Annotated in this window: 10 protein-coding genes; 8 read left to right on the forward strand and 2 right to left on the reverse strand. The window is 63.1% G+C overall.

From position 1 onward, the window contains the following. Positions 1-15 precede the first annotated feature (15 nt). On the reverse strand, positions 16-1,056 hold the full coding sequence (locus CBY09_RS18220; protein WP_240515776.1) for an AraC family transcriptional regulator: 1,041 nt from the start codon (positions 1,054-1,056) through the stop codon (positions 16-18). 197 nt (positions 1,057-1,253) lie between these two features. Between CBY09_RS18220 and CBY09_RS18225 the strand changes: the two genes are divergently transcribed. Beyond that, positions 1,254-2,960 carry a carboxylesterase/lipase family protein gene (locus tag CBY09_RS18225; RefSeq protein WP_094290985.1) on the forward strand — a complete coding sequence of 569 codons (1,707 nt, stop codon included), beginning with the start codon at positions 1,254-1,256 and terminating at the stop codon, positions 2,958-2,960. Positions 2,961-2,994: 34 nt separating this feature from the next. Here CBY09_RS18225 and CBY09_RS18230 read toward each other — a convergent pair whose 3' ends face one another. Continuing rightward, on the reverse strand, positions 2,995-3,681 hold the full coding sequence (locus CBY09_RS18230; RefSeq protein WP_094290986.1) for a Crp/Fnr family transcriptional regulator: 687 nt from the start codon (positions 3,679-3,681) through the stop codon (positions 2,995-2,997). A 276-nt stretch (positions 3,682-3,957) separates the two neighbouring features. On the opposite strand from CBY09_RS18230, the gene CBY09_RS18235 reads away from it, so the two are divergent. From CBY09_RS18235 to CBY09_RS18265, 7 genes are all read left to right on the forward strand, one after another. Next, on the forward strand, positions 3,958-5,601 hold the full coding sequence (locus CBY09_RS18235) for a 3-(methylthio)propionyl-CoA ligase (protein ID WP_094290987.1): 1,644 nt from the start codon (positions 3,958-3,960) through the stop codon (positions 5,599-5,601). A gap of 266 nt (positions 5,602-5,867) precedes the next feature. Next, positions 5,868-7,100, forward strand: a complete 1,233-nt coding sequence (locus CBY09_RS18240; protein ID WP_094290988.1) for a branched-chain amino acid ABC transporter substrate-binding protein — start codon at positions 5,868-5,870, stop codon at positions 7,098-7,100. Between the two features lie 70 nt (positions 7,101-7,170). Beyond that, positions 7,171-8,124 carry a branched-chain amino acid ABC transporter permease gene (locus CBY09_RS18245; protein ID WP_063460510.1) on the forward strand — a complete coding sequence of 318 codons (954 nt, stop codon included), beginning with the start codon at positions 7,171-7,173 and terminating at the stop codon, positions 8,122-8,124. Between the two features lie 4 nt (positions 8,125-8,128). Further along, the gene (locus CBY09_RS18250; protein WP_094290989.1) at positions 8,129-9,451 is read left to right on the forward strand and encodes a branched-chain amino acid ABC transporter permease; all 1,323 of its coding nucleotides are present in this window, start codon (positions 8,129-8,131) and stop codon (positions 9,449-9,451) included. A gap of 2 nt (positions 9,452-9,453) precedes the next feature. Next, the gene (locus tag CBY09_RS18255) at positions 9,454-10,239 is read left to right on the forward strand and encodes an ABC transporter ATP-binding protein (RefSeq protein WP_094290990.1); all 786 of its coding nucleotides are present in this window, start codon (positions 9,454-9,456) and stop codon (positions 10,237-10,239) included. 1 nt (position 10,240) lies between these two features. Further along, a complete protein-coding gene (locus tag CBY09_RS18260; RefSeq protein ID WP_094290991.1) occupies positions 10,241-10,936 on the forward strand; it encodes an ABC transporter ATP-binding protein in 696 nt (231 codons plus the stop codon). A gap of 373 nt (positions 10,937-11,309) precedes the next feature. Continuing rightward, on the forward strand, positions 11,310-13,409 hold the full coding sequence (locus tag CBY09_RS18265) for a 3-hydroxyacyl-CoA dehydrogenase NAD-binding domain-containing protein (protein ID WP_094290992.1): 2,100 nt from the start codon (positions 11,310-11,312) through the stop codon (positions 13,407-13,409). The last annotated feature ends 28 nt before the right edge of the window (positions 13,410-13,437 follow it).

Raw genomic sequence — 13,437 nt, forward strand, 5'->3', positions numbered from 1 at the left:
TGCTGCTGCAGGTTCTCAGGAGGTGGGCGCTGCCTCTGGCTCCGTCAGCAGCTGTGTGCGGTACTGCCCTGGCGGCATGCCAAACCAGCGCTTGCAGGCGCGGAACAGGTTGCTCTGGTCGGCAAAGCCCAGCAGGTCGGCAATCTCGGCCAGGCTGCGGCGCTCATCGCTCAGGTGCTGGCACGCGAGTTCGCGGCGGGTGTCGTCCAGCAGTTGCTGGTAGCTCACAGACTCGGCCTGCAGGCGCCGCTGCAGGGTGCGGTCGGTCAGGTGCAGGCGTGCGGCAATGTCCTCGCGCCGAGGCTCGCCCAGGTGCAGCACGCGCGCGATTTCGGTGCGGACGCGGGTGCTGGCCAGCGTCTGGCCGAGCTGATCCAGCTCGGTTTCGACCAGCCGTTCGTGCAATGCCCACAGACCGGGGTTGTGGGTGGGGATGGGTGCGCGCAGATCGGCCTCGGAGAGCAGGAAACGGTTGGCGGGCTGGCCAAAACGCGGCAGCACGCCGAAGGCGGTGCGGTAACGGGCGTCATCGTGGGGTGCTGGCGTGGTGAGGTCCATGGCCAAAGGCACCAGATCGCGCCGGGTGAGCCAGCAGCACAGCGTGAACAGGGTGAGCACTGCGAACTCGATGCGCTGGCGCGGAATGGGCCGTGTGGCGCCGATATGGCTGAGCGCCAGCCAGTAGCCTTGGCCACGCGGGTCGCGCTTCATTTCAAACGTGGTGGCGTCTGAGATCAGCGCCATCTGCCGCTGCAAATGCTCAAAGCCAACCAGCAGGTTGGGGCCGGAGGCCAGTGCGTAGCCCACCAGGTCCACATTGCCGTAGCGTGATGCCAGATCGCGCGCCAGGCCCAGGCCCGGCTGGCCGTAGCGGGTGGCTGCGGCCTCCCACAGCCTGCTCACGCGGTCCACATCCACACGGGTTTGCGGCTGCTGCTGCAATGCGGGCAGGTCGATGCCGACCTCGGCGCACAGGTCGGCTGCGGGCAGTCCTTCGGCTGCAAACATGTCCGCAATGCCGCGCACCCACGCGGCGGAACTGGTGCGCTGGGTCATGGCTTGTTCATGGCGGGTTTGTTCACACCTTCTCAGGGTTAACGCGAGGGTGGTGTTCTGAAGTCACTGTTTTGGCGTGGTTGCGATAGTGGGCCAGCGGCGATGCATTCACACAATCGTCGCCGAGGTCGGGCCCTGCCGCAAGTGTGACGCTTCGCTGAGGCCAGATCCATTCTAGAACTCACAGGAGACAAGACATGATCGATGTGCGCAAGGGTGTGCCATGGCTGGGGGCTGTGGTGTCCGTGCTGGCTCTGGCCGGCTGCGGTGGTGGGGCGGGCTCTGCGCCCGAGGTGCGTGAGACGGTGTACGGCACCGTACGCGGGGTGGACGACAGCGCTGTGACGGGCACCTACGCCTGGAAGGGCATGCCCTTTGCCAAGCCGCCCGTGGGGGACTTGCGGTGGCAGCCGCCTGTTGAACCTGCTGCCTGGACGGGCGAGCGCAACGCTACGCGTTTTGGCAATGCCTGCCTGCAGATGGGGCGCCTGTACGGGCCCGGGGGCAACAACCGCTTTGACGACACCATTGGACAGACCCTGGGCACCCCCGTGGGCAACGAGGATTGCCTGACGCTGAACATCTGGCGCCCGGCGACCAATCAGGACAACCTGCCGGTGCTGTTGTTCCTGCATGGCGGCAGTGCCATCTCGGGCTATACGGCCGACCCGGTGTACGACGGCGCGGCTCTGGCGCGTTCGGCCAACGCCGTGGTGGTCACGGCCAACTACCGGCTGGATGTGCTGGGCTTCTTCCAGTTGCCTCAGCTGCACAGCGGCAGCCAAACCTACACGGGCAACTATGCGCTGCTGGACAACGTGCAGGCGCTGACCTTCATCCAGCGCAACATTGCCAAGTTTGGCGGCAACGCGGCCAACGTGACGCTGATGGGGCAATCAGCAGGGGCCATCAACGCCCTGGCGCTGCTCACCGCGCCCCAGGCCGCAGGTTTGTTCCACAAGATCGTGCCCATCAGCGGGGGTATCTCGCTAGCCAGCAACCTGCCGGCGGGTTCCATTCCCACCCTCAATCCGGCGTCGAAGTACGCGGCCCAGTCAGGGGCTTTGCTGGCAGCGCTGGTGCTGGCGGATGGCCTCGCTCCCGATGCAGCGGCTGCAGCGGCGCTGGTGGCGGGCTGGACGCCTGCCCAAACCGCCAGCTACCTGCGCGGCAAGGATGGCCGTGTGCTGTTGCAAACCGTGCTGCAGAAGGGGCTGACGGGCTCCGGGCCCATTCCGGATGGCGTCGTGGTGCCTGCCAACCCCATTGCCGAGATGGCCGCAGGCCGGTATCACAAGGTGCCCGTGCTGTCGGGCTACACCCTGGACGAGGCCAAGCTTTTTGCACCCTTCCTGGCGCTACTGGGCGGCAAGCCGGGCATGAAGATCAGCGATGCCGAGCGTTTTGCGATGACACAGGGCTTCAACCCCGATGCCCCCACCACGCTCACGGTGGCGGACATCATTGACCCTTCGTACCTGCCGGTCACGGCGCCATCGACGGGCTACAACGCCCGCATGAAGCTGCTGGGCAGCGTGTTCTTTGAACCCAGCCGCGACAACCTGCTGGGCACTCTGCGCAGCCAACAGACCAACGTGTGGAGCTACCAGTTCAACTGGGCCCAGCAACCCGCGCCCTGGGCGGATGTATACGGCGCGGCCCATGGATTTGACCTGCCTTTTGTCTTTGGCAATTTCGGCCCGTCGCTGCTGGCCAAGGCTGCCAACAGCACGGCCAACCAGCCGGGGCGCCTCGCGCTCTCTGCCGTGATGATGGACAGCGTGCGGGCCTTCGTGCACACGGGCAATCCCAATCACGCTGGCCTGGGGCAGGAGTGGCAACCCTGGCCGCGCAAGTTTATTTTCGATGCGGACCAGAAGGCCACGCGCCTGAGCGTTCAGTGAGGACCTGGCGCTTGATGCTGTTTCCCATGTCTGTTCATGCTGCAGCCGTGGCAGCAAGGTATGCGCCGAGCGCCTCGTCGTCCACGATGGCCACCTTACCGAAATCCAGCGACACGATGCCCAGTTCCTCCAGCGTGCGCAGCACACGGTTCACCGTCTGGCGCGACAGGCCTACCAGCTGGCCCAGCTCGTCCTGCGTGAGGTTGAGCCTGCGCGTGCTGCGCCAGAACAAGCGGCTCAGGTACAGGGCCACGCGGTGCTCGGGCGACTGCGTGCGGCCGGCCTCGATGATGGTCATGGCCTGCCCGAGCCGCATGTTCAGGTGTTGCACCAGGAACTGGTTGAACGCCAGGCTGCTTTCGCGCAGCGTGGCAAACAGCGGCAGCGGCAGGCACAGCAGCGTGGTGGGCCGCAGCGCCACCACGTTGTATTTGCGCGGCTCGGGCTTCATGGCCGAGCCCTCGCCAAACCACTCGCCATCGGGCACGCCGATGAACGCCGACGACCTTCCTTTGCTGGCAGGGCTTTGCAGCATCACCAGGCCCGACAACACGGCATGCCAGCCCTCTACCGCACTGCCTGCGGGCATCATGACGGCTCCCTTGTCGCCCTGCACGGCAAACACCTCGTCGCGCAGGCGCTCCTGCAGCGCAGCGGGCACGCTGGCAAACCAGGGCTGGGCCGAAATGAAGCGCGGAGCAGGGGGCTGGGTGCTGAGCATGTGCGCGATTGTCGCTGCACTGTGGCTCCGGGTTCAGGGTAATCCCTCGGGCTTTGTCAATGGGACGACAGGTGTTGGCAGCCGCGCGCGTGCGGCGCACACTGGCGGCCTGCCGTGGGGCGCCAGGAGTTGCGTTGCAAAGCCGATGGCGGGTGGCGCGGCGCCCGGTTGGCCGGTGGATTTCAGCGGCCTGGTTGCATGACTTTGGAGACACCTGGGGCCAACGCCTCGCGCTACCATGATCTTTCCCTTCACTACAACATTCAAGGAGCACCCATGCTGGGCCTGATGCAAAGTCAACCGTTGCTGATCTCGTCGCTGATCGAGTTCGCAGAACGCCACCATGGCGACGCCGAAATCGTCTCCCGGCGGGTAGAGGGTGACATTCATCGCTACACCTACCGCGACCTGGCGGCACGTGCACGCCGTCTGGCCAACGCGTTGGACGATCTGCAACTGCAGTTCAGCGACCGTGTGGCCACGCTGGCCTGGAACGGCTACCGCCACATGGAGATGTACTTTGGTGTCTCGGGCTCGGGCCGTGTGCTGCACACCGTCAACCCACGCCTGCACCCCGACCAGATCGCCTGGATCGTCAACCATGCCGAAGACCAGGTGCTGTGTTTTGACCTGACCTTCCTGCCCCTGGTGCAGGCCGTACACGCCAAGTGCCCCACCGTGAAGAAGTGGGTGGCCCTGTGCGACGCCGACAAGCTGCCTGCGGACTCCGGGGTTCCAGGTCTTGCAAGCTATGAAGACTGGATTGGCGCCCATTCGGCTGACTACGCCTGGCCCGAGTTTGACGAGAACTCGGCATCGAGCATGTGCTACACCAGCGGCACCACGGGCAACCCCAAGGCCGCGCTCTACAGTCACCGCTCGACCACGCTGCATGCCTATGCTGCTGCGCTGCCCGATGTGATGTGCCTCTCGGCCCGTGACTCTGTGCTGCCTGTGGTACCCATGTTCCACGTCAATGCCTGGGGCATTCCGTACTCGGCGGCGCTCACGGGCTGCAAGCTGGTGTTCCCTGGCCCGGCAATGGATGGCAAGTCGATCTACGAATTGATCGAATCCGAAAAGGTGAGCTACGCCGCCGGTGTGCCGACCGTGTGGCAGATGATGCTGGGCCACATGAAGCCTGCAGGCCTGAAGTTCTCCACGCTCAAGCGGACGGTGATCGGCGGCTCGGCCTGCCCACCGGCCATGATCCACGCGTTCAAGGAAGACTACGGCGTGGAAGTGCTGCACGCCTGGGGCATGACCGAGATGAGCCCGCTGGGCACACTGTGCACGCTCAAGAACAAGCACCTGTCGCTGCCCAAGGAAGAACAGATGAAGGTCTTGCTCAAGCAGGGCCGAGCGATCTATGGCGTGGACATGAAGATCGTTGGCGGAGACGGCGAAGAGCTGCCCTGGGACGGCAAGACCTACGGTGACTTGTTGGTCAAGGGCCCGTGGATCGTGGACAGCTATTTCAAGGGTGAAGGCGGCCATCCGCTCGTCAAGGACAAGCAGGGCCGTGGCTGGTTCCCCACGGGCGACGTGGCCACCATCGATGCCGATGGCTTCATGCAGATCACCGACCGCAGCAAGGACGTGATCAAGTCGGGCGGGGAGTGGATCAGCTCCATCGACATCGAGAACATCGCCATGGCCCATCCCGCGATTGCCATGGCGGCGTGTGTGGGTATGCCGCACCCCAAGTGGGACGAGCGCCCGATCGTCGCCGTGGTGAAGCGCCCGGGCGCCGAGGTCACACGCGATGAGCTGCTGGCGTTTTACGAGGGCAAGACGGCCAAGTGGCAGATCCCGGACGACGTGGTGTTTGTCGATGCCATTCCACTGGGTGCCACCGGCAAGATGCTCAAGACCAAACTGCGCGAGCAGCTCAAGGATTACAAGCTTCCGGGCTTGTGAAAGCTGCGTCCTCGGCCCTTCCAGCCCTCTTGATCGCCCTCGTGGCTTTCGAAACTGGCGCGGCCCAGGCCAGTGCACCCGTGGAGCTGGCTTTGCCAGGCCACCGGGTGCGTCTCCCTCCCGAAGGAGAGGGGGAAGGCGCGCAGCGCCTCAGGGGGTGACACCGAGTCCAGTCACGTGTGCGACGCTGGTAGGGGCAATCCCTGAGCATCGCATTGTTGCAACGCGGTACGCTGCGTTGTGTCGATTCACTAGGAGACAAAACCATGAAATTTGCTATTAAGGCTGTAGCGGCATCGGTAATACTGGCAAGCGCTGGCGCGGCGTTCGCTCAAAAGGGTGAGACGGTGAAGATCGCGTGGCTGGACCCGCTGTCGGGCCTGATGGCAGCCGTCGGAACGAACCAGCTCAAGAGCTTCCAGTTCATCTCCGAAGAGTTCAACAAGAAGAACGCCGCAGGGGTCAAATTCGAGATCATCGGCATCGACAACAAGCTCAGCCCACAAGAGACCACCAGTGCACTGCGCTCGGCCATGGACCAAGGCGCGCGCTACGTGGTGCAGGGCAACGGATCGGGACCAGCGCTCGCCATCATCGACGCGCTGGAAAAGCACAACGCACGCAATCCCGGCAAGGAAGTCCTGTTCCTGAACTACGCGGCCGTGGACCCCGACCTCACCAACAGCAAGTGCAGCTATTGGCACTTCCGCCTGGATGCGGACACCTCCATGAAGATGGAAGCGCTGACGACCTATATGAAGGACCTGCCCGAGGTCAAGAAGGTCTATCTGATCAACCAGAACTATTCGCACGGCCACCAGGTCTCGAAGTTCGCCAAGGAAATGATGCAGCGCAAGCGCCCCGACGTGCAGTTCGTCGGTGACGACCTGCACCCCCTGGCCCAGGTGCGCGACTTCTCGCCCTACATCGCCAAGATCAAGGCCTCGGGTGCTGACAGCGTGATCACCGGCAACTGGGGCTCTGACCTGGCACTGCTGATCAAGGCTGCGAACGACGCGGGCCTGAACAACGTCAACTTCTACACCTACTACGGCTCCGTCACGGGCAGCCCCACCGCCATGGGCGCCGCTGCCGCAGGCCGCGTGTACATGGTGGCTTACGCCCACATGAACCTGCCGGGCGAGCTGAACAAGATCGTTGTGGACTACAAGAAGAAGTTCAACGATGACATGTATACCGGTGCTGTGTACCACGCGTTCACCATGCTGTCGGAGGGCTTTGCCAAGGCCAAGTCCACCGACCCTGTGAAGGTGGCTGCCGTGTTTGAAGGCATGAAGTTCAAGAGCTTCAACGGCGAGGTCGAGATGCGCAAGACCGACCACCAGCTGCAGCAAGGCCTGTTCATCTCCAAGTGGGAAAAGGCTGGCGGCAAGTACCCCATCGACTCCGAGAACACCGGCTACACCTTTGTGCCCGTGAAGTACTACGAGCCCTATGTGGCCAGCACGCCCACGTCGTGCCAGATGAAGCGTCCCTGAGTCCTGTGTGACCGCTTCGAGGCCCGACCTGGCTCGGGCCTTTTTTTTACCCCTGCAGTGAAAAATTCCAATGAATCCTGAGTTTTTCGTGATCTCTTTGCTGAACGGCGTGAGCTACGGGCTCCTGCTGTTCATGCTGAGTTCCGGCCTCACGCTGATCTTCAGCATGATGGGCGTGCTCAACTTCGCACACACCAGCTTCTACATGCTGGGTGCCTATTTCGCCTTCACCATCTCCGGGGTGGTGGGCTTCTGGCCAGCGCTGGTGCTGGCACCGCTGGCGGTGTTTGTGCTCGGCGCCGCGTTCGAGCGCTATGCCCTGCGCCGCGTGCACAAGTTTGGCCATGTGCCAGAGCTGCTGGTGACCTTTGGGCTCTCCTACCTGATCCTGGAAGTGGTGCAACTGGTATGGGGCCGTTCCACCGTGCCCTACGGCCTGCCCGAACAGCTGCAGGGCCCGCTGTTTTCGCTGTACGGCACGCAGTTCCCCAAGTCGCGGTCGTTCGTGATGCTGGTGGCCCTGCTGATGCTGGTGTCTGTCTGGCTGCTGCTGACGCGTACCCGCATCGGTCTGGTGATCCAGGCTGCGCTCAAGTACCCCGAGATGGTGGAAGCACTGGGCCACAACGTGCCGCGGGTGTTCATGCTGGTGTTTGGCGGTGGCGCTGCGCTGGCGGGGCTTGCGGGCGTGATCGGTGGCAACACCTATGTGACCGAGCCTGCCATGGCGGCGTCCGTCGGCTCCATCATCTTCGTGGTGGTGGTGGTGGGGGGCATGGGTTCGCTGGCTGGGGCTTTCATCGCGTCGCTGCTGATCGGTGTGGTGCAGACCTTTGCGGTGGCGCTCGACTATTCGCTGATCCACGTCTTCAAGGCCGTGGGCGTGGCGGTCACCGACCAGACCTTTGGCTACCCCCTGCTCAAGCTCACGATTTCCCAGGTCGCACCCATCCTGCCTTACCTGTTCCTCGTGCTGATCCTGATCTTCCGCCCCAAGGGCCTGCTGGGCACCCGGGAGGACTGATGCCATGAATTCGATGACCAACACAGCTTTAAGCGCCACGGCGCATTACCGGTTCAAGCCCTGGAACGTCGGGCGGATCGTCATCTGGTCGCTGTTTGCGATTGCCTTGATCGTTGCGCCCATGCTGTTTCGCAGCAGCCTGGCGCTGACCATGCTCTCGCAGATTGGCTACCTCATCATCATCTGCCTGTCCTACAACATGCTGCTGGGGCAGGGCGGCATGCTGAGCTTCGGCCACGCGGTCTACACCGGGCTCGGTTCGTTCATCGCCATCCATGCGATGAACATGGCGGGCAAGGGCAGCTTCAACATTCCGCTGGTGCTCATTCCCATCGTGGGCGGCCTGGCGGGTGCGTTCTTTGCCATCCTGCTGGGTTTTGTCACGACCAAGAAGTCGGGCACCACGTTTGCCATGATCACGCTGGGTATTGGCGAGCTGGTGGCTTCGATGGCGCTGATGTTCCCCGAGTTTTTCGGGGGCGAAGGCGGCATCACCACCGACCGTGTCTACGGCCAGTCGTTCTTCGGCCTCACCTTCGGCCCTGCCATTCAGGTGTACTACCTGATTGCCGTGTATTGCTTCGTTTGCACGGCGGCAATGTTCGCCTTTACCGGCACACCGCTGGGCCGCATCCTGAATGCCGTGCGCGACAACCCCGAGCGTGTGGAGTTCATCGGCTACAACACGCAGCGCGTGCGCTACTTCGCCTTCATCATCGCGGGCTTCTTCGCGGGCATTGGCGGCGGCCTGGCCACGATCAACTTCGAGATCGTGACCGGCGCAGACAGCCTGAACGTGGTGCGCTCGGGGGGCTACCTGTTGTTTACCTTCCTGGGCGGGGCCACTTTCTTCTTCGGCCCCATCATTGGCGCGGTGCTGCTGGTGCTGGCGTCGGTGCTGCTGTCCGAGCTGTCCAAGGCGTGGCTCTTGTACCTGGGCCTGGTGTTCCTGTTCATGGTGATGTATGCGCCCGGCGGCGTGGCGAGTTTGATCATGATGAACCTGCGCCTGGCCAAGTTCGGCAAGCTGCGCCAGCTCTGGACCTCGTACCTGGGCCTGGGCGGCACCGCCCTGGTCGGCGTGCTGGGCGCGGCCTGCATGATCGAGATGACCTACCACCTGCAGCTCAATGCGGCGCTCGGCTCCGAGTTGACGTTCCTGGGCGCAACGCTCAATGCCAAGGGCTTTGCCAGCTGGTTTGGCGCCATCTTCGTGATGGTGACGGGCTTTGGTCTTTTCGAGCTTTGCCGCCGCCAGTTTGTGCGCCAGTGGGGCAAGATCCAGGAAGAAATAGAACATGAAATCAAGCGCGGGGAGGCGATGTAACCATGGCGGCTGACAACGCAACCTACGCGCTCGAACTGCGCGACCTGCGCAAGAGTTTTGGCAAGACGGAGATCATCCGTGGCGCCAACCTAGCGGTGGCCCCTGGCGAGCGGGTGGCCATCATCGGCCCCAATGGTGCTGGCAAATCCACGCTGTTCAATCTGATCAGCGGACGCTTTGCGCCCACCAGCGGGGACGTGATCCTGAACGGCCAGCGCGTCAATGGCATGGCACCGTACGAGATCAATCGCCGGGGGCTGTCTCGCAGCTTCCAGATCACGAACATCTTCCCCAAGCTGAGTGTGTTCGAGAACCTGCGCTGTGGCGTGCTCTGGAGCATGGGCTACAAGTACACCTTCCTGCGCTTCCTCTCGAATCTGCACGATGCCAACGAGCGCGCCAAGCAGCTCATGGAGATGATCAAGCTCGACAAGAAGCGCGACACGCTGGCGATGAACCTCACCTACGCAGAGCAGCGCGCGCTGGAGATCGGCATCACCATCGCTGGCGGGGCCAACGTGATCCTGCTGGACGAGCCCACGGCGGGCATGAGCAAGACCGAAACCACCCGCTTTATCCACCTCATCAAGGAGGTGACCGAGGGCCGCACGCTGCTCACGGTGGAGCACGACATGGGCGTGGTGTTTGGCCTGGCCGACAAGATTGCCGTGGTGGTGTATGGCGAAGTGATCGCTTTCGACACGCCCGAAAAGGTGCGCGCCAACCAGCGCGTGCAGGAGGCCTATCTGGGCTCGGTCGTTGCAGACGAGCAAGGGGCGGGACACTGACATGCTGAAAATCGAGAATCTCCACGCCTACTACGGCAAGAGCCATGTGCTGCATGGCGTGACCTTTGATGTGCAACCCGGTGAAATCGTGGCCCTGCTGGGGCGCAACGGCTCAGGCCGCTCCACCACTGCCAAGGCCATCATGGGCCTGGTGGACTGGGAGGGCACCCTGAACTGGAAGGGGCAGGACCTCAACGGCAAAAAGGCCTACGAGATCGCCCACATGGGGGTGGGCTATGTGCCGGAAAGCCGCGATGTGTTCCCCAACCTCACCGTGCACCAGAACCTGATGCTCGGCCAAAAGGGCAGTGGCAAGAACAGCCGCTGGTCGTTCGACGACATGTACGAGATGTTCCCCCGCCTCAAGGAGCGTCAGCACACCGAGGCAGGCGTGATGTCCGGCGGCGAGCAGCAGATGCTGACCCTGTGCCGCACGCTGATGGGTGACCCCGACCTGATCATCATCGACGAGCCCACCGAAGGCTTGGCGCCCAAGATCGTCGAGCTGGTGGGCCAGTACCTGCAGACCATCAAGTCACGCGGCATCTCGGTGCTGCTGATCGAGCAGAAGCTGACCATTGCCATGAAGATCTCGGACCGTGCGCTGGTCATGGGGCATGGCTCGATCGTGTTCCAGGGCACGCCGGACAGCTTGCGGGCCGATAACTACATCCGAAAAGAGTGGCTTGAAGTTTAGCGGGGCGATCCCCCTGAGGCGCTACGCGCCTTCCCCCTTCTCTCGAATCGCTGCGCGACTCGGAAAGGGGGACGCAGCCCTCGCTGCGGGGCGGCCCTTGCTTGGCTGCACTGGCTTGGCTGCACTGGCTTGGGGCGCGCTAGTTTCAGTGGCTGGCGCGCAAAGCGTAGTTCAGCTACAGCCGCCCACTATTACTTTCAGAGGCGCTCATGAACGGTAGCGCCTCTTTTTTTGCCTGTAGAAGCATCAGGCGAGGGGTTCTTTCCAACCCCCTTGTCCCGCCCGGGACAAATTGACACGCCAAATGGGTTTGAAGTCTCTACAATAAAAACGCACGATCGTTCTTTTTCACTTTCCAAGGAACAACAGCACCATGACCGCTGAATACAAAGTCCACGGCTCCGTTGCCGTGATCACCATGGCCAACCCTCCCGTCAACGGACTCGGTCTGGCGACCCGCCAGGGCATCGTGGACGGCCTTGGCCGCGCCAATGCCGATGCGGCGGTCACGTCCATCGTGATCACCGGTGCCGGTGGTGCGTTCTCTGGCGGCGCCGACATCAAGGAGTTCGGTACCGACAAGTCGCTGCAAGAACCCAACCTGCTGTCGGTGATTGCCGCCATCGAAAACTCGGCCAAGCCCGTCGTGGCCGCCATGCACAGTGTCGCCATGGGCGGCGGACTGGAGCTGGCCCTGGGCTGCCACTACCGCATTGCGGCACCTGGCTGCTCGATTGCACTGCCCGAAGTCAAGCTGGGCCTGATCCCCGGCGCAGGCGGCACGCAGCGCTTGCCGCGCGTGATCGGTGTCGAAGCCGCGCTCAACCTCATCGTGAGCGGCGAGCCCGTCAAGAGCGAAATGATCGGCGCCGTGCCCGGCCAGAAGCTGTTTGACAAGATGGCCGCGTCGGCCGAATCGCTGGCCGCAGAAGCCCTGGCGTTTGCGCAGAGCGTGGCCGATGCCCGCCCGCTGCCCCTGGTGCGCAACTTCCCCTGCAAGCACCCCGAAGGCGATGCGTACTTCCAGTTCGCGCGCAACATGGTCAAGGGCATGGCCAAGAACTTCCCCGCGCCCGCCAAGTGCGTGGACGCGGTTGAAGCCGCCACCAAGAAGAAGTTTGCCGAAGGCATGCTGGTCGAGCGCGAGATCTTCATCAACCTGATGTGGACACCTGAGTCGCGTGCATTGCGCCACCTGTTCATGGCCGAGCGCGCCGCCTCCAAGATTCCTGATGTCGCATCTGACACCCCCAAGCGCGACATCAAGCTGGTGGGCGTGATTGGCGCGGGCACCATGGGCGGCGGCATCTCCATGAACTTCCTGAACGCGGGCATCCCCGTCAAGATTCTGGAAATGAAGCAGGAAGCCCTGGACCGTGGCGTGGCCACGATCAAGAAGAACTACGAAGCCCAGGTGAAGAAGGGCAAGCTCAAGCAGGACAAGTACGAGCAGCGCATGGCCCTGCTGAGCACCACGCTGAGCTACGACGACCTCAAGGACTGCGACCTCATCATCGAAGCCGTGTTCGAAGAGATGGGCGTCAAGGAAGCCGTGTTCAAGCAACTCGACGCTGTGGCCAAGCCCGGCGCCATCCTGGCCTCCAACACCTCCACGCTCGACGTGGACAAGATTGCAGCCTTCACCAAGCGTCCGCAGGACGTGGTGGGCATGCACTTCTTCAGCCCTGCCAACGTGATGAAGCTGCTGGAAGTGGTGCGTGGCAAGGAGACCGCCAAGGACGTGCTGGCCACGGTGATGGCCATCGGCAAGAAGATCAAGAAGACCTCGGTGGTCTCGGGCGTGTGCGATGGCTTCATCGGCAACCGCATGATCGAGCAGTACAGCCGCCAGGCCGGCTTCCTGCTGGACGAAGGCTGCACGCCCCAGCAGGTGGACAAGGCCATCGAAAAGTTTGGCTTTGCCATGGGCCCGTTCCGCATGGGCGACCTGGCGGGCAACGACATCGGCTGGGCTATCCGCAAGCGCCGCGCGGTGGAGCGCGCCGACATGAAGTACAGCCGCACGGCCGACAAGCTGTGTGAACTGGGCCGCTTCGGCCAGAAGACTGGTGCAGGCTGGTACGACTACCAGGCCGGCAAGCGCGATGCGATCCCGAGCGACCTGGTCAACAAGATGATCGAAGACCACCGCAAGGAACTCGGCATCACGCCGCGCAAGATTTCGGACGAAGAAATCGTGCAGCGCCTGGTGTTCGCCCTGGTCAACGAAGGCGCCCACATCCTGGAAGACGGCATCGCCAGCAAGTCCGGCGACATCGACATGGTGTACCTGACCGGCTACGGCTTCCCCATTCACCGTGGCGGTCCCATGCACTACGCCAGTGAGGTGGGTCTGTTCAACGTGGTGCAGGCCATGGACCGTTTTGCCAAGAACCCGCTGGATGACGCAGCGTTCTGGAAGCCCGCTCCGCTGCTGGCCAAGCTGGCCGCCGAAGGCAAGGCCTTCCAGTAAGCAGTCCGCGTGCACCCATCCACAGAAT

Origin of the sequence: Acidovorax kalamii, assembly GCF_002245625.1 — a bacterium.
In the GTDB taxonomy this organism is placed as follows: Bacteria; Pseudomonadota; Gammaproteobacteria; order Burkholderiales; family Burkholderiaceae_C; genus Acidovorax; species Acidovorax kalamii.